Consider the following 21,886-nt stretch of genomic DNA (forward strand, 5'->3'; position numbering starts at 1 on the left):
TCCCGAGTCATAAACAAGGTAAAGCAAGTGTTTGGTGGCCAGCCAACACAGGTCAAGCTGACGCCCGTCATTGTACCGCGAGCCGAGCATGGCATATCCCGTAAAGATATCAGTGAAAATGCACTGAAGGTGTTGTATCGCCTGCATAATGCGGGTTTTCAGGCGCACCTGGTGGGGGGCTGCGTACGTGATCTGCTACTGGGCCTGCATCCCAAAGATTTCGATGTGGCCACCGACGCTGAACCTGAACAAATTAAAGCACTGTTTCGCAATTGCCGTCTTATCGGCCGACGTTTCCGTCTTGCCCATGTGGTGTTTGGCAGGGAAGTGATCGAGGTAGCGACGTTCAGAGGCCATCATCAGTCACAGACTGACGAAGTGGATGATAAGCTCAGTAAACATAGTGATGAAGGGTTAATCCTGCGCGATAACGTATTTGGCAGTATTGAAGAAGATGCTCAGCGCCGGGATTTCACCTGCAATGCCATGTATTACAGTATCGCCGACTTTAGTGTGACGGATTTCGCTGGTGGTATGCAGGCGCTCAAAGAGCGAAAAATTCGCCTGATTGGTGATCCTGAGACCCGCTACCGTGAAGACCCGGTACGTATGCTTCGTGCCGCCAGATTTGCCGCCAAACTGGATATGCAGATAGCCCCTGAAGCCGGAAATATTATTCCTGAATTGGCACCGCTGCTGGCCAATATTCCACCGGCGCGTTTATTTGAAGAAGTGCTGAAGCTTTTCTTGTCCGGTAAAGGTTTGGAAACCTATCACCTGTTGCAGCGTTATGGGCTGTTCGGCCAGTTGTTTCCGCAACTACAGTCAATGCTGAAGGTGTCAGGCAGCAAAGAATGCCAGTTTGTTGAACAAGTGCTGATTAATACCGATGAGCGGGTCAATAATGACCAGCGCGTTACGCCGGCTTTTATTTATGCCGCGCTGCTGTGGTACCCGGTTGAACAGCGCAGCCAGCAGCTGCAGTCGGAAAGCGGATTGAGCGGACAGGATGCCTTTAATATGGCCATGAACGATGTGCTGCACAAGCAACTGCAGCGCATTATGATCCCCAAGCGTTTTACCCTGCCAATTCGTGATATATGGATGCTACAGCACAGGTTGTCGCGCCGCTTTGGTCGTCGTGCCTATCAGATGCTGGAACATCCCAAATTCCGTGCCGGGTATGACTTTCTGCTATTGCGTGCAGGTATTGAAGGGGGAGAACTTGAATCCCTGGCCAATTGGTGGACCGAGTTTCAGGACGCCGACGCTGAGCAGCGTAAGGGGATGCTGGACAAATTGCAGCATGCCGACGGCGCTAATCGCAGCAAAAGGCGGCGCAAGCCCAAAGCTCGCAAGAAGCCACAACCACAATGAGCCTTTGCTATGTCGGTATGGGCAGCAATTTGCATCGGCCCACAGAGCAGTTGCTTGACGCACTAAATGCCATGCAAGAGACGGCCAGGCTGGTGGATTGCTCGTCTTTTTACACCAGTAAACCGATGGGACCTCAGGATCAACCTGACTACGTCAATGCCGTTGCTGCGCTTGACACTCAGCTTGAGCCACTGGCATTGCTGCACACCTTGCAAGGCATAGAAAACCAACAAGGAAGAATAAGGGAACGCCGCTGGGGTGAGCGTACCCTGGATTTGGATATCCTGTTGTTTGACGATCAAGTGATTGAATTACCTGAGCTGATCATTCCTCATTACGGAATGGCGGAGCGGGAGTTTGTATTGTATCCATTGTTTGAGATTGCGCCACAACTGGTGATGCCGGATGGACGACCGCTGAGTCATCTTATCTCTCATTGCCCGGCAAACGGTCTGCTAACCTTGCTGGATAGCCATAAGGTAAAGCAGAAACTGGCACAACTCTGACAATGGAGCATTAGGGGTATGACCAAGCGTGTTCATACTCAGGTGGGATAAATCGCTTGTTGCGACGCGGGGGTAACCTATGAAAAAAGTGACGATCTCGACGCTGCTCAAAATGAAACAGCAGAACGAGCGGATCAGTGTAATTACGGCCTACGATGCCAGTTTCGCCAAACTTTTTGATGAACAAGGCATAGATGTAATGCTGATAGGTGACTCCCTGGGTATGGTGCTGATGGGTGAAGACAGTACCTTACCGGTAACGGTGGAGCAGATGGCTTATCATACCAAGTCAGTGAAGAAAGGCGCGCAGCGCGCTTTTGTTATCGCTGATATGCCTTTTATGTCTTATGCCACCAAAGAGCAGGCCTATGCTAATGCCGCCACGCTGATGGCAGCAGGCGCTGAAATGGTCAAGATGGAAGGCGGTAGCTGGTTGTGTGACAGCATAGCCGGCCTGGTTGAACGTGGTGTGCCGGTATGTGGTCATCTTGGCTTAACCCCACAGTCTGTGCATAAGTTGGGAGGTTTCAAGGTGCAGGGCCGCGAGCAAAGTGCAGCCGATGACATGCTGGCCCAGGCACAAGAACTGGAACAGGCCGGAATCCAGATGCTGGTGTTGGAATGCATTCCCACTGAACTGGGGCAACGTATCAGTGCGGCGCTGAGTATTCCTGTAATCGGCATAGGTGCCGGTCCCGGCACCGATGGTCAGGTACTGGTGATGCACGATATGCTCGGCATCAGTGCCAACTATATGCCGAAGTTTTCCAAAAACTATCTGGCCGAAACCGGCGATATCCGTAAGGCTGTCAGCCAGTATATCGACGAAGTCAGAAGCGGCAGTTTCCCGTCCGAGCAGCACAGCTTTAATTAAGGTGAACGTTATGCAAGTGATCAGTGATATCACCAGCCTGCGTGAAATCAGGCGTCGCTGGCAGATTGAAGGCAAGGTCATTGGCTTTGTGCCAACCATGGGCAACTTGCACCACGGCCATCTGCGCCTGGTAAAAGAGGCCAGAAAAGTCACGGATGTCGTAGTGGCATCTATCTTCGTTAACCCCTTGCAGTTTGGGCCTGATGAAGACTTAGCTGCCTATCCGCGCACCATGGCCCATGACCTGGCAGCATTGGAATCGCTGGGGGTGGATGTGGTGTTCACCCCACAGGTCGATGACATTTATCCCAGAGGTCTGGAACAGCAAACCTTTGTGGAGGTGCCGGGCATTTCCTACATGATTTGCGGTGCCAGTCGTCCCGGACATTTTCGCGGCGTAGCCACTATTGTCTGCAAATTGTTCAATATGGTGCAGCCCAATCATGCGTTTTTTGGTGAGAAAGACTTCCAGCAGCTCCAGGTGATCAAAGCCATGGTGACGGACTTATCCATGAATCTGAAGGTCCATGGTGTGCCCACCGTCAGGGAGGGGGATGGCCTGGCCATGAGCTCCAGGAACAACTACCTCACCACTGATGAACGGGAAGTGGCGCCCACCCTGTATCGTATTCTGCAATCAGTAGCCGAAGCGGTGCAACTGGGCAGGAAGGACTTTTCCAGGTTGATTCAGGAACATAAGCAAAAGCTGATGGATGCTGGTTTTAAACCTGACTATATCGAGATACGTTCTGCAGAAACCTTGCTGCACCCCAGCCATGAAGACAGCCATTTAGTTATTCTGGGGGCGGCCTTTTTAGGTCGTGCCAGGCTGATTGATAATATTCAGGTTGAACTGAAGGAATAGCGGCTACACTTTTCTGTGAACAACGGAAAAGGGATAAGTATGGATACCAGACAATGGTGCGCCCCCATAATCATGCTAATGGGGGCGCAAATTTTCGTTGCAGAAGCTGAAAACAACCGTCCCCGCCTTTTGATCAGCACAATCAAACATCCGCAAATTAGTTTGATAGAAAAAGACCTGAGTATGGCTTACAGCCACCTTGGCATTGATCTGCAATTTGTTGAGGTGGCCGGGGAGCGCGAATTTATTGTGGGTAATCGCGGCGAAGTGGATGGCATTGCGGCTAAATTTTCTCTAGTTGAACAGCAGTTGCCGGAAATGCTCAAGGTCAATGTGCCTTTGATGAATGTGGAAGTTTATCTGGTTTGTGCCTCTGACAGCCTTTGTCAGCAGCAGATACTGGATGACCCCACACAGACAGTGGGGCTGCTTGGCGGCAAGAATGCCATGAGCTTCGCGTTGCGGCATCGTAAGATTAAGCGGATGGAATTAGTATCCCACGCACAGATTCTTAAACTTTTGGAACTGAAACGTCTTAAATATGCAGTGTTGGCATTGTCTTACCAAAACATTCAAATGATTGATGCCGCAGAGCTGCAAATATCCCTACCAGCGATTTACAGTGATAAGGTATACCACTATCTTCACAGTCGTTATGCTGGCCTGCTGCCTGAAGTCGAAAAAGCATTGCGTAAAGTGGTAGATGACTGCCCTAAAAAGGAATAGTCTTATCTGCCACAGGCAAGGATAACTTGCTGATATTGAGGCAAGGTTTCTGCCAGACGATTCTGCTCAGCCAGAATTTCAGCTAAATCTTCGTCACTGGTCAGGGGATTGGCCAGCACTACGCGAAATACATTGATAGCCTGTTGAGGATAGGCCTGGATCTCCAGCCTGGTTCTGGACACAAAGGAATGCCCGGATTCTCTTTGGTGTTTTTGAATGGCAACCGTTAATTCATCAAGTAGCGGGTTTATGCTGGCTGCCAGATCCGGACTGGCCTGTAGTTTGTCCTGCACAACCTGCGGTACTAAACGGTATGTCAGCAGGCACAGTACCGGTGCCGTTGTGAGCTGAAAATTGCCATGTTTTTCAATCATATCTGCAAATCGCTGAGCTTTTTCCAGACTTTGGTCAATCAGCAGCTCGTAGCCACTGCGCCCAAGAATATGCAAGGAAGCGTACAGCATCATCGCCATACCATTTCGCGAGCCTTCCAGGCTGGTGGCTCCCAGGTCTTTTGAGCCATGGCGCAGAATATACTGGGCATGGTGGCGCACCTGATTGCCTGCGTCAGGGTCTTTAAACAACACCATGCCCGCGCCCATGGGGACATACATTTGCTTATGGGCATCCAGGGTCACCGAATCGGCTCGTGCTATGCCTTTGAGCAGTTTGCCGTGACGCCGGGAAAAAAGCGTTGCACCGCCCCAGGCTGCATCTACATGTAAATGACAGCCCAGCTCTTCAGCCACATCGGCCAGTTCATCCAGGGGATCAATATGGCCGGTTTCGGTTGTGCCGGCGATAGCGGTAATTGCTAATACCTTGCCACCCTGTGCTTGTATGGCGATACCTTCTTTCAGGACCAGAGCCGGGTCCAGGGTCTGGTCAGGGCAGGGTAGGGCGATGAGGCTACTACGACCTAAGCCCAATACATCCACTGCCTTACCTAAGGAGTAGTGGCCTCGCCTGGAGGTGATGACGGATAAGCTGTTGTAGCCATATTCCTGCATTCCGGCCAGCAGGCCGTCCTGACTAATACCGCGAAATGTGCCCCTGGCTTTCAGCAGGCGATTGCGGGCAACCCAAAGTGCGGTGATATTGGCGATGGTGCCGCCGCTGCAAAAACTGCCAAGGCTATGGCCGGCGTTGTGCAGAAACTGCTGATAGAAGTCCGGCTCATGATTAAAGATTAAACGGTGAATCATGCCCAGCACCTGACGTTCCAAAGGGGTAAACGCCTTGGAGGTTTCAATCTTCACCAAATTCTGATTCAGCCCGACCAACAACTTGGACAAGGTCAGGTGAAAATAAGGCAGGGCCGAGGTCATATGGCCGATAAAACGCGGTGAATAGGTGTTTACCGAATGTGCTACCAGTTTATCCAGCAGTTGCTGGGCATGTTCAGATACAAACTGCGGTTGCTCGGGCAGGAGCGACTCACTGAAGTCCTGCTCAATATCTTCCAGTGAGCGGGGGCTGGCGACTACATGACGGGATAAAAAATCGGCAAGATTGTCGGACAGGTGCTGTTCAATTTGCGCCAGCTTTGAGTCCTGGCCTTCCGGCTTGGTAAATACGCGATACAGATGAGCCAGACTGGCTTGGGCATTTGTCACTGACATTCTCAATTGAACCGTCCGGTGGCGGACTTTACCTCTTTTCCGCTGCTTCGTCACCCGCCAGACTTCCTGTGTATGATAAATCGGTTACAACCTAAGCGGTCACTGCTATATTCAGACAAGCGCACTGAGAAGAACAATTGCATGCGAATTAAAGAGATAGCCGGATTATTTGATATTGAGCGCATCGTGCCGTATTTCCAGCCCATTATGGACTTACAGCACCATGCGGTGTGGAGTTACGAATGCCTGGCAAGGTTGGTCACCGATGATGAGCGCACCTTCCTACCCAGCGAATTCCTGTATCTGGTGGAGCGGCACCAGTGTTTTGGGGAACTGAGCCAGCGTATTTTTTATCGCTGCGCCAGCTACTTTCGTAACAACAATATGGCATTTAGTATCAACATCAGTCAGCAGGACATTATCGAACCGGGTTTTGCCAAGTTTCTGGCTGAATTTCTGGATGATTATCCGGATCCCAGCCGTGTAACTCTGGAGTTGATGGCCTCTACGGCCTTTGATTTCCGCGATGACTTTTTGTCTTTTCTGGCGATTTGCAAAACCTTGAATGTACGTTTATTTGTCGACCATTTCGGGGCTATATCCAGCAATATCACCAGTATTCTCGATTTGCCCATTGATGGGGTCAAAGTGGATGGTGCCCTTATCAAGCAGATGGTTAAGCATCAGGAAGCAATGGATTTCGTTGGCTACCTGAATGAATTGGCTGAGCAGCGGGGTGTTGCAGTGATTGCCGAGCATATTGAGGACAAAACCGCCCTGGAAGCGGTACAAGGGCTGGGCATTCGTTATGGGCAGGGTTTTTATTTCAGCCGTCCTCAGGCATACCTGAACTGAGCACTTTAGTTGACAGATGTAAATAAAATGTAGCAGTTAATCAAGCGGCCTCTGGTTGACCAATTTGGTTAGGTTAAGGTACTTATTCGTTGCAGCGAATCAAATAAAAAAGGACGTGCCCCATGCAAGACCATGCCTGTGTTCCCCTTAGCGATTACCAGGAATTTTCTCCTGAAGAAATGCTCAATCGGGCTAAAACATTTTATGCCAGTTGCCAACGCCGCCATACCATCCGCTCATTTTCTGATCGGCCTGTCAGCCGGGAGTTGATTGAAACCTGTATCCGTGCTGCAGGTACCGCGCCAAGCGGGGCCAATCACCAGCCCTGGCACTTCGTTGCCATTCAGGACCCGGATGTAAAGCGGCAAATTCGCGAACAGGCCGAAGCCCTGGAAAGTTCTTTCTACGCTGGGCGGGCTGGTGAGGAATGGCTGGGCGCGTTAAAGCCCCTGGGTACCGATGCGCATAAACCCTATCTTGAAAATGCCCCCTGGTTGATCGCCATTTTCAGTCAGAAGCGCGGCGGCATTCATGCCGAAGATAATCAGCAGAATTACTATGTGCATGAATCCGTAGGCCTGGCCACCGGCTTTTTGATTCAGGCCCTGCACCAGGCAGGTTTGGTTACCCTGACGCATACCCCCAAACCCATGAGCTTCCTGACCGAAGTCTGTCAACGCGATGCAGATAATGAACGACCCTATATGTTGTTAATTGCCGGTTATCCCGCCCAAGACGCCACTGTGCCCGAACACGCGCTGGTGAAAAAATCTTTGGATGAGATTGCGACCTTTATTTAGTGGAACCTGCGATGTCCATCAGTATCCGACAAGTCAGCAAAGATTCCTTATCTGAGGTGTTAGGGCTATATGCTCAGCCTGACTTTGACAAGGACGTACTGAGCCTGGAACAGGCGCAGCAACTCTTTGAGCGGATGGCCAGTTATCCTGACTATAAACTCTACCTGGCCCGCCAGGCCGAACAAGCGGTGGGGACATTCGCGCTGTTAATTGTGGATAATCTGGGGCATCAGGGCGCTAAGTCAGCCATTATTGAAGATGTGGTTGTGGCCGATTCACATCGGGGCCAGGGCGTTGGCCGGGTGATGATGCAATACGCATTAGAGCTTTGCCGCGAAAAAGGCTGTTATAAGGCCATGCTTTCATCCAGTCTGCGCCGTGAAAAGGCGCACGAGTTCTACAAAAACCTTGGTTTTGTACAGCATGGTTACAGTTTTTTGATTGATCTTGTAAGCCCCCCATCTTTGCCATCTGAGTAATTCTATGTCTCGCTAAGGCAACAGGTCCGTTGATATGTCTTAGCGAGCCTTGCCCCGCTGCCTTAGCGTCTCAGCGTAAGCGCATTTCTGTTAACTGAAATTTCAGTATTTCTGCTAGTCTGCGGCCGCTTATCTACGCATTGCGCGTTTGAGCTGCCTTGCTATCCGGTCTAACAAGAAATACCTGCCTTAAGTTGTTTAATGTAAAAATAGCGCAGCTAAAATGTTAAAAAAGGCTGTACAAATATCTTGCTGTGTGACTAAAGTGTATACAGAAGCAGGGTTAAGCCGGTCAGATTTGCCGAACCAACCCCAGAAATAAGAAATAAAACATTTATAAAACAACAGGTTGTTGAGGTGGAAGATGAACGGAAACAAACCGGGAACTAAATACTCACTTATCTTGGCAGGCTTAGCGACGGCAGGCTGGCCACTGACATCCCTGGCGGATGTTGCGCAGGATCTGGAAGTCAGTGCGGCCAATGAGGCGGTAGAGAAAATCACCGTGACGTCTTCAAGACGGGTGCAGAGTATTCAGGATGTACCGGCTGCGGTTAGCGCCGTTAACCCCGATGAGTTTGTGAAAAGCGGTCTGACCTCAATCAGTGATGTCATCGGCTATACCCCTGGCTATCAGGTGATCAGCGAAGGCGGTCAGCGAGGGCGGGGTTCAATTACTGCCCGTGGTGTCAGTCAGTTGGGAGGAACCGCGGTAACGGCGATTTACATTGATGATGTACCACTGACCAGTAACAGCAGTTTCGCCAAAGGTAACAGCTTGTTTTTCGATGGTTTGTTAGGTGACGTGGAAAGGGTGGAACTGATTAAAGGGCCGCAGGGAACCTTATTTGGTGCCACAGCTATCAGCGGTGCCATCCGTTATATCAGCCGCGAGCCAGCCTTGTTTGACGCCAGGGGGGCGCTGACGGCAGATATGTCTGCTACTAAAGGCGGCGGCGTCAATAAACTGTATCGCGGCTTTTATAGTCTGCCACTGGTGGAAGACCGGCTGGGCATCACCCTGGCTGGTTTTTCCGCTGATGATGCCGGTTATGTGGATCAGGTAGATGCACTAACGGGTGACGTCATACGGGAGGATGCCAACCATGGGGAAAACTATGGCTACAGTGCAGATATGCTGTTTGATGCCACTGATAAACTCAGCCTGCGTATCAAGGCATTAAAACAAAACTCGAGTTTTGGCATGGGCTCGGCGGTGAATATTGCCGGACTGGATAAACAGGAAATGTACGGCAAGCTGACCTCAAACCGTACCTTTGGTGATGAAAATACCTCTCAGCGCATGTTGTCGGGCAGCCTGGAATATGAAATGGATGGGGCGGTTGTCAATTTCACCAGTAGTTATGTGAAATACACCAGCGGCCTGGCGCAAGATGGTAAACCCTTGTATGCCCCCATTATCGAACAGTTGACTGGTATGACGCCGGGGAGTATCGATACTGTGCCGGTCACTGTGGATGTGGAGTCAAAAAAGACCACGCATGAACTGCGGATCACCTCTACCGCACAAGGTAAACTGGAATGGATTGCGGGCTTATATCTGGCCGATGAATCCACCCAGAACCAACAAAAAATACTGGCATTGCCAGCGGAAATCGTCGGCTTACTGGCGGCCTTCCCCAGTGATTACAAGGAAATGGCGGCCTTTGGTAACCTGACTTACTATCTGAGTGATGACTTTGATCTGACCCTCGGCATGCGCTACGCCGATACCGAACTGGCTTTGAATTATCTGCGCGATGGGCTGCTGATTGGTGCCAGTGAAGACCTGACCCTGCCAACCGCGGAGGCAGATATTCAGACCTATCTGCTGACCGCCAGGTATCGCCCGCATAAAGATATGTCCCTGTATGCCAGAGTTGCCAGCGGCTATCGTCCTGCATCTGCCAATCTGTCGATTAATCACCCTGTAACCGGGCAATTGTTGTCGCAACCCACAGTGGATCAGGACAATTTATGGAGTTATGAAATCGGTGCCAAGGGAGATTGGGCCGATGGTCTGTTCAGCTATGACGCGGCCCTTTGGTATATCGATTGGCAGGATTTCCAGGCCTACGCCTCCTTTTTTGGTTTGCGTACCCAAGGCAATGCCCGAGGCGGGGTAACGGCCAGAGGCTTCGAAGGGGCGCTGACCATCAGCCCCAGTTCCAGCTTTACTATCAAAACGTCTATGGCCTACAGCAACAGTACTTTAAATGAAGACGAGCCCAGCTTGTTTGGTCTGGCCGGTGCGGATTTGCCCGGCGTGCCGCGCTGGAGCTTGTCGTCTATTGCCAGATATGAGTTTGATCTGTCCCGCGACACTTATGGCTGGGTAACGGCCGGGGTAAGGTATCGCGACAGCTTCCCTTCGGCGTTTAACAATGGCGACCCGACTAACCCAACGATCAATCTGGACAGCGATGACACACTGTTGGTGGATATGAGCGTGGGAATGGCCTGGCAGGATTTGGTGCTGAACCTGTATGTGAATAATCTGCTGGACGCCGATGACTATGCCAGCTTCAACGCCCAGATGATTCCCGGTACAGGCAATATGGATATCACCGGTACCCCTGTGGAGCCGCGCACTATAGGTCTGTCGGCCACGTATTCATTCTGATTTTGTATTTTCCGGGAGAGAGCAGGGTATGAACCAAATAACCAATGTGCAGCTAAAAACCCCTTATCTGGTTTTTCTGGGGGATGTCACCGAAATGCTCTATGCCAAGACTGGTGCGGGTATAGTGCAATGGTGTCCAGAGGCCGTGGTGGGGCAAATTCGCCTGCCGGGCTGCAGTATCGATCTTGGCGTGCCCGAGCTCTGTATTCAGAATGCGGTGCTGGCCGGAGCGCGCAGTTTGATTATTGGTGTTGCCCCTATGGGCGGCGGTATCGGCGCTAATTGGAGCAAAGTACTGAATGAAGCAGCGGCCATGGGCATGGACATTGTCAGTGGTCTGCATACTGACCTGGCCGAAATCCCTGGGTTGGTAGAAACCGCCAGTGCCTCTGGTGCGGCCCTGATTAATGTGCGCCGGGCGCCACCACGCTTACCTATTGGCACAGGTGAAAAACGCACTGGTCTGAGATTACTGACGGTGGGCACAGACTGTGCGGTGGGAAAAAAATACTCCGCTCTGGCATTGGTTAAAGCGATGCGAGAGCAGGGCATGCAAGCCACATTCAGAGCTACAGGCCAAACCGGTATTATGATTGCCGGGAGCGGTATTCCGGTGGATTCGGTGGTGTCAGACTTTATCTGCGGTGCTGCTGAAGTGATCTCCCCCGCCAATCACAAGGAACACTGGGATGTGATTGAAGGTCAGGGCTCTTTGTTTAATCCGTCCTATGCCGGTGTCAGTCTCGGTCTGCTGCATGGGTCACAGCCTGATGCCCTGGTAGTTTGCCACGACGCCACCCGCACACAAATCAGTACCTGTAAGCAATATGAGTTGCCATCTATCCGTGAATGTATCGCGCTTAATCTCCAGTGCGCGCGCCTGACCAACCCCAAGGTCCGCTGTGTAGGTATCTGTGTAAATACTTCCGGTCTGGCGCCGCATAAAAGAACGGCATATTTACAGGCATTGACACAGGAAACGGGCCTGCCTTGTGTCGACCCACTGACCGATGGCTGCGCCTCCATAGTGGATGAGATTCAACGGGTTTGGCATGGTCAGGCCGAACTGGCATGATGCTGCTGAGGCAAGCCAGCCGGTGCAGTCAGGGAGGAAGTGATGATTAATTCGGGCAGGATACGAAACCTATTGCAGTGCTATTTTTTGCCAGGATTGGTCTTTCAGTCGGTGATTGTGGGTGGCGGCTATGGTACCGGGCGGGAAATTGCCGAATTTTTTCTGGTGCATGGCCCGGTTAACGGGCTACTGGGCATGTTGGTAGCCAGCCTGTGTTGGAGCGTTGTGCTGGCTATTGCATTTGAGTTTTCCCGCCTCACCCACAGCCATGATTACCGGCGCTTCTTCAAACAACTGCTGGGGCCAGGTTGGGTACTGTTTGAGTTGATCTACTTGCTAATTGCCCTGTTGGTACTGGCCGTGCTTGGCTCTGCGGCAGCGCAGATGGTGACCGATCTATTTGCTTGGCCGGGTATTTGGGGCACGCTGATATTGCTGGCCTGTATAGGCTTGCTGGCTTATCTGGGAACCCGGGTGATAGAGCGCGCGCTGACGTTCTGGTCGGTACTACTGTATCTGGTGTATGCCGGTTTTCTGCTTTGGGTTGTACATGATTTTGGCGGCGATATTGCGGCCTCTTTCAGCAGTGAACCAAACACAAGTACCATCTGGTATTGGGACGGAGTGCGCTATGCAGCCTACAATCTTAATGCCCTGGCTGCCGTATTGTTTGTGACCCGCCATTTGCACAGTCGCCAACAAGCTTTGGGGGCCGGTGCCCTGGCTGGGGTAATTGGTATAGTGCCGGGCATCTTTGTGTTTATAGCGATGCTGGCCCAGTATCCACACATTATCAGTGCGCCGGTGCCAGTCACAGCGCTTTTGCAGGGGCTGGGCGCCATATGGTTCTTTGTGGTGTTTCAGCTTATTTTGTTCGGCACTTTTGTGGAAACTGGCGCAGGAATTATTCATGCAATAAATGAACGGGTTGCTGGTGCTTTCCAGGAACGGCATAAAACCTTACCCAAAACTTACCGGTTGGCTATTGCCCTGGGATGCTTAAGCCTGGCCATGTTGCTGGCTGAACAGTTTGGCCTGGTAACGCTGATTGCCAAGGGCTACGGTATGCTGTCCTATGCCTACCTGGTGGTGGTTATCCTGCCCTTGCTGACCTTCGGACTGGTGCGTATTTTGCGCAGTTCCAAGGCCCGGAGCAAAGGCCAAAAGACTCAGACCAGCAGGTCCTGGGTATAGAACTGCTTGTGTGAAAATATGGCGTTTAAAATACGCTCCTCGGTCTGGGCAATCATATCCTGAACTTGCGCCTGAATGGCCCTGGGTTCGTCACCCTTGATGAGATCCAGTAGGCTGTTTTGTTGATCACCAGAGTAGGGAAAAGATTGGCGGGTTTTAATATACAGCCAGTAAATGCGCATGGCGGTGTCTTCCAGTTGCCGAACCCAGTCATTCATTAACGGGTAGCCAGCCGGGGCACAAAAAGCCAGATTGATTTCCTTGTTGATTTTTAGCAGCTGCAGAGCGGTTTGGTCGTCTTTAACCGGCAATAAGCCCTGAATTCTTTTGTTCAACTGGCGAATATGCTCGATATCAATCTTGGCGCCAGCCAGAGAGATCACCTCTGGCAGCAGCATTTTGCGTAAGGTGAAATTTTGCCTTATTTCCAGCAAGGTTAACGGCGCAACCTGGGTAATGCGAGGTGACAGCGAAACCAGAAATTGCTGGGCAATCAGCCGTTCTATCAAGTTTCTGGCAATAGTGCGGCTGATGCCGAACATGTCACTGAGAATATTCTCAGACACCTTGTGACTGGGCGGCAGAGCCTGGGTCACTATAGCGTCCATCACGATATTGTATGCCTCGGAGGCATCGTTAATTTTATTTTTGTCCATTTGTGTGCATTGACCTTGGTTGAGGCTCAAAAATTAATACACCAGCTGACCCATCTATTCAAGCGATAGAGCTACTGATTGCGGAGAATGTTGATGATTTCCTGTATTTTGTACAGCCATATATTGTAAAAAGGCTGTTAAATTGATTTGCCAAGCGATATGGTGTTTCTTTCTGGCCCTGTGGGCAGCAACTAAACACAATGGAGTAAAGGATGAAGAAGTGGCAAATATCGGCTCCCCTGGGATTAATATTGGTCGCCCTGATTTTTGTGCTGGGCACGCTGTGCTCCGTCTATCAGCTTGTTTCTGCTGGTAAGGAGATAAATCGCAATGCTCTGTGGCTCAATACCAATAATGGCGGCATAGACGAATCCTTCTATCTGCAAATAAATGGTGTGCGCCAGTATATCCGGGTCCGTGGCAGGGATTTATCGAATCCGTTGTTACTGGATTTACATGGTGGTCCAGGTGGTGCTTTTACACCGCTATCACACCGTTTATTGCTGCCTCTTACCGAGTATTTTACCGTGGTGGAATGGGACCAGCGGGGGGCCGGACGCTCTATCGCTGATAATCAGGCCGCCAGCGTGACAGACTATGCCACTATGGTCGAGGACGCAGTCGCCGTGATGGAGCATGTAACCCAGCGTTTTGGACAATCTAAACTGGTGCTGGTGGGGCATAGCTGGGGCAGCATGCTCGGTCTTGGCGTTGTTGCTAAACGCCCTGATCTGGTGTCTGCCTATGTGGGCGTTGGGCAGGCACTGGGCTGGCAGTCTGGATTTGAAGGCAGTCGCAGGCAGATGATGGTGCTGGCTGAAGAGCAAGGGGATATAGACACCTTTAACGCCCTGGAGGCGCTTAGCCAGTGGCCGGACGCCGACCAAGGAATGGCGCATATCCAGGCCATACAACAATATGTGCCCCGCTTTGCTGGTTCTATTTATGCGTTGCGTGACCCTACCGATGACTTTCGCACCCATTTGACTCTGGATGCGGTATTGTCACCGGATACCAGCATCGGTGAACTGCTGAGTTTTATCACAAATTCCGAGCCTTCACTGGCAACCCGGCAACTCATTCGTGATCTTTACCACTATGAAATCGAGTACCCGCAACATTATGTTTTTAGCGTGCCGATGTTTATTTTTCAGGGCGAGCATGATCTGCAAACCCCTACCCACCTGGTTAAGAACTGGTTCGAACAGGTCGAATCCCCGCATAAAGAATATGTTGCATTCCAGCATTCCGCCCACTTTGTGATTAATGAAGAGCCAGGAAAATATTTATATAGCTTGCTAAGTAAGGTCAGACCTATGGCCTTGCAGCCAGTTACAGCCAGCCAATCGATGGACTGAGCGGGCAAAACCCTTCAATAATGAAAATAAAACAGCCTAAATATGTAAAAGGGCTGTACAAAAGATGTTGCGCACGGTTAAAGTGTAACCAGTCCGACTGCCACAGACAGCCATCGCCAGGTTGTTGTCTGAGACGGACAGGCCGGACGGCAGGCATGTGAAGCTGGACCCTTGACACCTAGCATGCCGTTCGGCCACCCCCACAAAGTGTTGGAGAAAAATAATGAAAACAGTGAGAAACACGAAATATCCACTTAGCCGACGCGCTTTTCTTAAATCTGGTCTGGCCGCCGCTGTTGCGGTTCCTATGCTGAATTTGGGCAGTTTCAAGGTCTTTGCGGCCAGTGAATCCCGCTACAGTGCCAAGGTGATTGAATTAGTTCAAAGCACGCAGGTCTTTGATATGTTGTCGCTGATGGCGCCGCTTGGGCAGACCATAAAGGCCGCCACCAGCAAACAACCCAAACTGGAAGATGGCTATGGCCTGGATGAAAAGTATCTGCGCCTGATTTTGTCCAGTGGCACCGATGTATTTCATCCCGCGGTGGGAGTGGGAGCGGATGAGGCGTTAGCGTTTGTGGCCCGTTTGAATGCCTTGGCGGCCGAGCATCCGCAGCATTTGCAACGCATCGATAGTATCAGCGATCTGGACAATCTGAAAAAAGGCCAGCGGGTGGGTTTTATTGTTGGCACCCAGAATTCAGATCATTTCCGTAGCCTGGATGATATTAACCAGTTTTACACCCTGGGGCAGCGCATCAGCCAGCTAACCTACAACAGTCGCAACCTGATTGGCACTGGTTCTACCGACCGCAACGACGGTGGCCTGAGCAGCTTTGGTGTAGATGTGGTGCAGCGCATGAATACGCTGGGCATGGCGGTGGATGTGAGCCATTGCGGCGACCAAACCACCCTGGATGCTTTTGAGGTGTCCACTAAGCCGGTACTGATTACACATTCCAATGTGCGTGAGCTTGCCGGAGGCCATATTCGCTGCAAGTCGGCCGAGGCGATCAAAGCCTTGGCGAAATCCGGCGGCGTCATGGGTATTACCGGTATTCGCCAGTTTGTCAGTCATCGCGAGCCCACCAATCTGATCAGCATGATTGATCATATTGACTATATCGCCAGGCAGGTGGGGGTGGAATACGTCGGCGTAGGGTCGGATATGGACATGGATGGCTATGATGACATTCCTGCGCCCTTTTTGAATATGTTGAAAGCCCAGTATAAGTCCAGTTATGCCTTCAGAGACAAGCTGGACACAGACGGTTTTGACCATCCCAAGCGGATCTATGACCTGACCGATGCCTTGTTGCGTCGCGGTTATGGCGAGGCGGACATCCGCTTGATCCTGGGCGGCAATTTTAAACGGGTGCTGGGTGAAATCTGGCAAGCCTGAGCCAACATTGGAGTCAATCGTTATGACGTTACAGCGCATTATTCTGCTTAATCTCCTGGCCGGGCTCTTGTTCACCCTCAGTGTTCAGGCACAAACGGCATTGGATATTAATGATCCTGCTGTGGTCGAAGCCTTTGTAGACGGGGCTGTTAAGCCCACCATGGAACGCGCCCATAACCCCTCCGGGGTGGTGATGGTGATGAAAGACGGCAAAATTATTTTTGCCAAAGGCTATGGTTACATAGATCTGCAAAAGCGCATTCCGGTGGACCCTGACACCAGTCTGTTCAGGCCTGGCTCGATCTCCAAACTTTTTACCTGGGTGGCGGTAATGCAGCAGGTTGAGCAGGGAAGGTTGGACCTGGATACGGATGTAAACCGCTATCTTAAGTCATTCCAGATCGAGGACAGCTGGCCTGGTCAGCCGGTAACCCTGCGCCACATCATGACCCATACCGCTGGCTTCGAAGACGGTGGGCTGGGCTACTTGATTGTTGACGACCCTGAGCGCCTGATGCCGCTGGCCGAATCTTTGGCCAAATATCAGCCACAAAGAGTCAATCCCCCTGGTATGCATACGGCTTATTCTAACTGGGCAACCGCGCTGGCCGGGCTGATTGTACAAAACGTTGCCGGCCAGCCCTTTAATGACTATGTACAGAGGCATATTTTTGCTGTGCTGGATATGCAACATTCCAGTTTTGCAGAACCTTTGCCAGCGGATTTGCAGCCGCGTATGGCCAAAAACTATAAGTACCACCCCCGTGGTGAGCAGGAAATCAGTTATGAACTGGTGAGCAACTTTGGCCCGGCCGGGGCGATGGCTACCACCGCGCTTGATATGAGCAAGTTTGCCGGTGCGTTGTTGAATGACGGTGAATTTAACGGACGCCGTATTCTGCAGGCAGATACCTTGCAACGTATGCTGGATGACGGCTTTAGCCATGATCCACGGGTACGTGGCATGGGACTGGGATTACTTTTACGCCAGTACGGTGCCGACGGCCTGGATATATACGGCCATGATGGTGCGACGCTGATTTTCTTCTCGCATTTTGGTTTGTCCAGACAAGAAAATCTGATGTTGTTTACGTCCTTTAGTGGCTCGCCTGGCGGCCCTGAACCCCACAAAGCCCTGGTGAAATCCTTCTATGACGCCTTTTTTCCGCGAGCGGTTGCGGCGATTCCACCCCCGGCGGATTTTGCCGGGCGAGCAGACAAATATATCGGCACTTACCATAGCTGGCGCAATAACTATAGCCAGGCGGAATCCCTGCGTCGCATGCTTGGCGAAACCAAAGTCGCGGCATTGGATGACAACACCTTGCTGATTGGTGATAAGCGCTACCTGGAAGTGGACCACAACCTGTTCCGACAGCTAGATGGTTATCAGCAGATCGCGTTTCAACAGGATGCGGATGGCAGCATTAGCGGGTTTGTGGTGGATGGCATGGGGGTGGCGCAAAGTTATAAAGCGCCACTACAAGACACCCTGAATTTTAATCTGCTGTTGCTGGCGTTGTGCCTGCTTATCTTCTGCAGTGTGGTGCTGCGTCTGGTGTATCAGTGGCGTCTGTGGCGCAGCCAAACGGGTATCGAATATCGTGCCTGGCTGGCGTCTGCTGGATTAGCCTTGAGTAATCTGTTGTTTGTTATTCTGTTACTGACGGCCTTAACCACTGAGTTGCCGGAGCTGATGTTTAACCTGCCAACCTCTTTTACTTTGGCGCTATGCTTCCCTATCTTGGCGGTACCGCTGCTACTGGCCCATGCTTTTTATGCAGTGCAGATTTGGCGCCATCGCCTGTTGGCTGGCAGCTGGGCTCGCATCCGCTATAGCCTGGTAACGCTGGCTGGGTTCGCCATGTTGTGGTTTTGCCTGCACTGGAACCTGCTGGGGTTCCACTATTATAGCTAGCCGGATATATGAAAATCATACAAGTTGATATTGCCAATCTGGATGTGCCGATTCGTCATGCAATCAGTACCCCACGCGGAACTATCACCGCTGCGCACAATGTGGCGGTGAAGCTGACCACCGACAGCGGCATTTATGGCTGGGGGGAAGCCAGCCCCTTCGCAGCTATTACTGGTGACAGTCAGCAAAGCAACTATCTGGCAGCCAGACAACTGGCGGAGATTTTACTGGGGCAGGATGCGCTGGCTATAGAATCCAGGGTAGGTGAGCTGTTCAATGCAACTTGTGGTGAGCCTTCACTTGTCTCTGCCTTTGATATGGCATTCTATGATATCGCCGCCAAGGCGGCCGGTATGCCGCTATACCAGTTTTTGGGTGGACAATTGCGGGAATTGCGCACCGATATGACTATAGGACTGCAGACTAGCGTGGCTGATACTCTGGCGCAGGCGCAGGAAGTGCTGGCGGCAGGATTTGTTGCTATCAAGCTGAAGGTGGGGCGCGATGGCCTTAAGGATGTTGAACACGTAGCGGCAGTACGGGAACTGGCTGGTGCTGATATTGCTATCCGTATTGATGCCAATCAGGGCTGGGATCTGCCCACCGCGCTGGCCAGCCTGCGCGCCATGCAAAGCCTTAACCTGGACTACGTGGAACAACCGCTGGCGGCCTGGAATGTGAGGGGACTGGCAGAGCTCAGGCAGCGACAATCGATTCCTGTTTGTGCCGATGAAAGCCTGTTCAGTCATATTGATGCGCTTAATCTGGCTCATATGGCCGCGGCCGACTATCTGAACATCAAGCTAGGCAAGGCCGGGGGAATTTTTACTGCCCTGAAGATAAGTGCTGTGGCCGAAGCCGCAGGACTTAAATGTATGATTGGTTGTTTTGCCGAAAGCCGTCTTGGCGTGTCGGCGGCCGCCCATCTGGCTCTGGCCAGGGGCAATATCCATTTTATCGACCTGGATACCGCCTATCAGTTCCGGCAGGACCCCATCCGGGGCGGGGTGCGTTACGCAGAACAACATGGCGGGCTTATGCAGATAAGCGACCGCCCCGGCCACGGTGCCGAGGTGGACGAAAGCTGCTTACGCACCCCGTATTGCATTCGTTTATAGGCCGTCAGGGCAGCTCCACCTCTAATTGCCAGCTTTGCTGGCCGCTGGCCCAGTACTTGCGTTCAAAGGGGGTCATCGGGTGTTCGGCCTGATAGCGTTCAGGATTGGCTTTGATACCGGCAATGCCAAGGGCCAGGGCAAATTCTTCAATATACAAAGGCCAGTTACTGCGTACTGTTAAAGTACCACCCAGTTTGAGAATATCGGCAAAGGAGGCTCCGCCGTGCCAGCGTCTTTTGACATGCATCGACTTGGGCCAGGGATTGGGGTAGAGCAAAAAGTGCCTTTGCAGGCGCCAGCCGGCCTGATGCGCTAAACGCCAGAAATCATTGAGGTCGGCGCGCAGCACCAGGTAGTTGTCTTGATCCACCGCATAGCCGCGCTCATGCTTGGCGGTACGCAGCGCCGATTTGTCGACGCCAATGACTTTGGCTTCGGGGTAAAGGCTGGCAATTACGGCCGTGCTTTCACCTACCCCGCAGCAGGAATCCAGGATCAGTGGTCCCTGCCAGTTATCCAGCCAGGTCTGGGCCTCGGCAAAGGCATCCAGAGTATGTTGATTAAAAGGCTTTTGCGAGTCGCTGGCCAGGTGCCGTTTGACCAACTCTTCCAGCTTCTCGTGAGGCCCGCTCTGGTTACTGGTAACGACTTTTGATTCACCCATCAACTGCGGATCCCCACGCCTTTATTGATCAGATGCCAGGCGGTGGCGAATAACGCCAGGTTAAAGGCGACTAATACTGCCAGGGATGTGCCAATGCCCACATCGGACACGCCGAGGAAACCGTAGCGAAAACCGTTAACCATATACACAACCGGATTGGCCTTGCTAACCCACTGCCAGAATTCAGGCAACAAGGTGAGTGAATAAAATACCCCGCCCAGATAGGTCAGGGGGGTCAGCACAAAGGTAGGGATAACACTGATATCATCAAAGGTTTTGGCATACACGGCATTCACCAGCCCCGCTGCGGCAAACAAGGTGGCGGTCAATACCAGCGTCGTCACCAGCATCACTGGATGGTGAATCTGAATATCCACAAAAAATAATGACACCAGGGTAACAATCAAGCCAACCAATAGGGCGCGTGCCACGCCACCACCAATAAAACCGAGAATAATAATCCAGTTAGATAAAGGCGCAACCAGCAACTCCTCCACATTGCGCTGGAACTTAGCGCTAAAAAACGAAGAGGAGACATTGGCATAGGCATTGGTGATCACCGACATCATGATCAGGCCGGGAACGATAAACTCCATATAACTGAAGCCGCCCATCTGGCCGATGCGGTTACCTATCAGGTTACCAAATATCACAAAGTACAAACTCATCGTAATAGCTGGTGGCACCAGGGTTTGTACCCAGATGCGCAGGAAACGCGTGCATTCTTTGCGCCACAAGGTTTTCAGGGCGGTAAACTGCAAATTAGCCATGTTGAGCCTCCCCGGGAGTCACCTTTTGTGCACGACCATCTTCCACCAGGCGCACAAACAATTCTTCCAGTCGGTTGGATTTGTTGCGCATGCTCAGTACCTGAATGCCCTGCTCGGAGAGCTGACTGAATACGCTATTCAGCCCCGTAGCCTTAGGAACATCCACTTCCAGTGTATGGTCATCTGCCTGGCGGAAGGTAAAGCCTTCCAGGTGAGGCTTGAGACTATTGGCAGGCAAATCAAGAATAAAAGTTTCAATATTTAATTTGGCCAGAAGCCCCTTCATGCTGGTGTTTTCGATAATACGCCCTTTATCGATTATGGCGATATTGCGGCACAGCATCTCCGCCTCTTCCAGATAATGAGTGGTGAGAATGATGGTGATACCCTGACGGTTTATGTCTTGCAGAAAGGTCCACATGGAGCGACGGATTTCAATATCCACTCCGGCCGTGGGTTCATCCAGGATCAGCACCTTAGGTTCGTGCATCAAGGCCCGGGCAATCATTAACCTGCGCTTCATACCACCAGACAAAGTGCGTGCAGGCATATCGCGCTTTTCCCACAGATCCAGTTGCTTGAGATACTTTTCTGCACGTTGCACGGCCACATGACGTGGTACCCCATAATAGCCGGCCTGGTTGCACACTATCTGCAACAGGGTCTCAAACTGGTTAAAGTTAAATTCCTGTGGGACTAAACCAATATGGGATTTGGCTTTAACCAGATCTTTGTCCATATCATCGTCAAACAGCGCCACCTTGCCGGCGGATTTATTGACCAGGCTGGCAATAATACCGATGGTGGTGGATTTCCCAGCTCCATTTGGGCCAAGCAGGGCGAAAAAGTCGCCCTCCTGAACTTCCAGATCTATACCTTTAAGGGCCTCAACGCCGCCTCGATAGGTCTTACGCAGTCCTTGGATTTGTAACGCTTTTTGTTTAGTCATGCTGTTCCTGTTGGAGTGAGCAGGATTGCGGGATATGGAAATCGTTAAGTTGAGC

20 protein-coding genes are annotated in these 21,886 nt (G+C 51.6%); 15 read left to right on the top strand and 5 right to left on the bottom strand.

Annotated features, from left to right (window positions below; genetic code table 11):
* Positions 1 to 27: 27 nt before the first annotated feature.
* The 5 genes from pcnB (at position 28) to CSR04_RS22645 (ending at position 4,348) form a co-directional block, all read left to right on the top strand.
* Positions 28 to 1,377 (top strand): polynucleotide adenylyltransferase PcnB, encoded by a 1,350-nt coding sequence (gene pcnB / locus CSR04_RS22625; protein ID WP_102798625.1) that lies wholly within the window; start codon positions 28 to 30, stop codon positions 1,375 to 1,377.
* Positions 1,374 to 1,883, top strand: coding sequence for a 2-amino-4-hydroxy-6-hydroxymethyldihydropteridine diphosphokinase (folK, locus tag CSR04_RS22630; protein WP_102798626.1), 510 nt, complete (start codon positions 1,374 to 1,376; stop codon positions 1,881 to 1,883). Before pcnB ends, folK begins: the two co-directional genes overlap by 4 nt.
* A gap of 79 nt (positions 1,884 to 1,962) precedes the next feature.
* A complete protein-coding gene (gene panB / locus CSR04_RS22635) occupies positions 1,963 to 2,757 on the top strand; it encodes a 3-methyl-2-oxobutanoate hydroxymethyltransferase (RefSeq protein WP_102798627.1) in 795 nt (264 codons plus the stop codon).
* A 10-nt stretch (positions 2,758 to 2,767) separates the two neighbouring features.
* Positions 2,768 to 3,622: a pantoate--beta-alanine ligase gene (gene panC / locus CSR04_RS22640; RefSeq protein ID WP_102798628.1), complete on the top strand. Its 855-nt coding sequence runs from the start codon at positions 2,768 to 2,770 to the stop codon at positions 3,620 to 3,622.
* 39 nt (positions 3,623 to 3,661) lie between these two features.
* Positions 3,662 to 4,348 (top strand): hypothetical protein, encoded by a 687-nt coding sequence (locus CSR04_RS22645; protein WP_102798629.1) that lies wholly within the window; start codon positions 3,662 to 3,664, stop codon positions 4,346 to 4,348.
* A gap of 2 nt (positions 4,349 to 4,350) precedes the next feature.
* Here the strand turns inward: CSR04_RS22645 and panP are convergent, their stop codons facing one another.
* Complete coding sequence (panP, locus tag CSR04_RS22650; RefSeq protein WP_102798688.1) at positions 4,351 to 5,964, bottom strand: pyridoxal-dependent aspartate 1-decarboxylase PanP; 1,614 nt, start codon at positions 5,962 to 5,964, stop codon at positions 4,351 to 4,353.
* 147 nt (positions 5,965 to 6,111) lie between these two features.
* On the opposite strand from panP, the gene CSR04_RS22655 reads away from it, so the two are divergent.
* The 6 genes from CSR04_RS22655 (at position 6,112) to CSR04_RS22680 (ending at position 12,996) form a co-directional block, all read left to right on the top strand.
* On the top strand, positions 6,112 to 6,825 hold the full coding sequence (locus CSR04_RS22655; RefSeq protein ID WP_172449463.1) for an EAL domain-containing protein: 714 nt from the start codon (positions 6,112 to 6,114) through the stop codon (positions 6,823 to 6,825).
* Between the two features lie 122 nt (positions 6,826 to 6,947).
* Complete coding sequence (locus tag CSR04_RS22660) at positions 6,948 to 7,625, top strand: nitroreductase family protein (RefSeq protein WP_102798631.1); 678 nt, start codon at positions 6,948 to 6,950, stop codon at positions 7,623 to 7,625.
* An 11-nt stretch (positions 7,626 to 7,636) separates the two neighbouring features.
* Positions 7,637 to 8,104, top strand: a complete 468-nt coding sequence (locus CSR04_RS22665) for a GNAT family N-acetyltransferase (RefSeq protein WP_102798632.1) — start codon at positions 7,637 to 7,639, stop codon at positions 8,102 to 8,104.
* Positions 8,105 to 8,468: 364 nt separating this feature from the next.
* On the top strand, positions 8,469 to 10,727 hold the full coding sequence (locus CSR04_RS22670) for a TonB-dependent receptor (RefSeq protein WP_102798633.1): 2,259 nt from the start codon (positions 8,469 to 8,471) through the stop codon (positions 10,725 to 10,727).
* A 28-nt stretch (positions 10,728 to 10,755) separates the two neighbouring features.
* Entirely contained in the window at positions 10,756 to 11,802 is a 1,047-nt protein-coding gene (locus CSR04_RS22675) for an N-acetyltransferase DgcN family protein (protein WP_172449464.1), read from the top strand.
* A gap of 42 nt (positions 11,803 to 11,844) precedes the next feature.
* Positions 11,845 to 12,996, top strand: a complete 1,152-nt coding sequence (locus tag CSR04_RS22680; protein ID WP_102798634.1) for a YkvI family membrane protein — start codon at positions 11,845 to 11,847, stop codon at positions 12,994 to 12,996.
* Here the strand turns inward: CSR04_RS22680 and CSR04_RS22685 are convergent.
* Positions 12,972 to 13,652 carry a GntR family transcriptional regulator gene (locus tag CSR04_RS22685; protein ID WP_172449465.1) on the bottom strand — a complete coding sequence of 227 codons (681 nt, stop codon included), beginning with the start codon at positions 13,650 to 13,652 and terminating at the stop codon, positions 12,972 to 12,974. The two genes, CSR04_RS22680 and CSR04_RS22685, sit on opposite strands and share 25 nt — an antisense overlap.
* Positions 13,653 to 13,864: 212 nt before the next feature.
* On the opposite strand from CSR04_RS22685, the gene CSR04_RS22690 reads away from it, so the two are divergent.
* The 4 genes from CSR04_RS22690 (at position 13,865) to CSR04_RS22705 (ending at position 19,448) form a co-directional block, all read left to right on the top strand.
* On the top strand, positions 13,865 to 15,010 hold the full coding sequence (locus CSR04_RS22690) for an alpha/beta hydrolase (RefSeq protein WP_102798635.1): 1,146 nt from the start codon (positions 13,865 to 13,867) through the stop codon (positions 15,008 to 15,010).
* Between the two features lie 223 nt (positions 15,011 to 15,233).
* Entirely contained in the window at positions 15,234 to 16,412 is a 1,179-nt protein-coding gene (locus CSR04_RS22695; protein WP_102798636.1) for a dipeptidase, read from the top strand.
* A gap of 22 nt (positions 16,413 to 16,434) precedes the next feature.
* Positions 16,435 to 18,330 (top strand): serine hydrolase domain-containing protein, encoded by a 1,896-nt coding sequence (locus tag CSR04_RS22700; RefSeq protein ID WP_102798637.1) that lies wholly within the window; start codon positions 16,435 to 16,437, stop codon positions 18,328 to 18,330.
* 8 nt (positions 18,331 to 18,338) lie between these two features.
* Positions 18,339 to 19,448, top strand: coding sequence for a mandelate racemase/muconate lactonizing enzyme family protein (locus CSR04_RS22705; protein WP_102798638.1), 1,110 nt, complete (start codon positions 18,339 to 18,341; stop codon positions 19,446 to 19,448).
* Between the two features lie 4 nt (positions 19,449 to 19,452).
* On the opposite strand, the gene trmB is transcribed toward CSR04_RS22705, so the two are convergent.
* Genes trmB through CSR04_RS22720 form a run of 3 tightly spaced genes read right to left on the bottom strand, consistent with a single transcriptional unit; the run spans position 19,453 to position 21,831 of the window.
* Entirely contained in the window at positions 19,453 to 20,112 is a 660-nt protein-coding gene (gene trmB, locus CSR04_RS22710; protein ID WP_102798639.1) for a tRNA (guanine(46)-N(7))-methyltransferase TrmB, read from the bottom strand.
* Entirely contained in the window at positions 20,112 to 20,882 is a 771-nt protein-coding gene (locus CSR04_RS22715) for an ABC transporter permease (protein WP_102798640.1), read from the bottom strand. The genes trmB and CSR04_RS22715 overlap by 1 nt, the downstream gene beginning before the upstream one ends.
* Positions 20,875 to 21,831 (bottom strand): ABC transporter ATP-binding protein, encoded by a 957-nt coding sequence (locus CSR04_RS22720; RefSeq protein WP_102798641.1) that lies wholly within the window; start codon positions 21,829 to 21,831, stop codon positions 20,875 to 20,877. The genes CSR04_RS22715 and CSR04_RS22720 overlap by 8 nt, the downstream gene beginning before the upstream one ends.
* Between the last annotated feature and the right edge of the window lie 55 nt (positions 21,832 to 21,886).

This window comes from Bowmanella denitrificans (genome assembly GCF_002887595.1).
Lineage (GTDB): Bacteria > Pseudomonadota > Gammaproteobacteria > Enterobacterales > Alteromonadaceae > Bowmanella > Bowmanella denitrificans.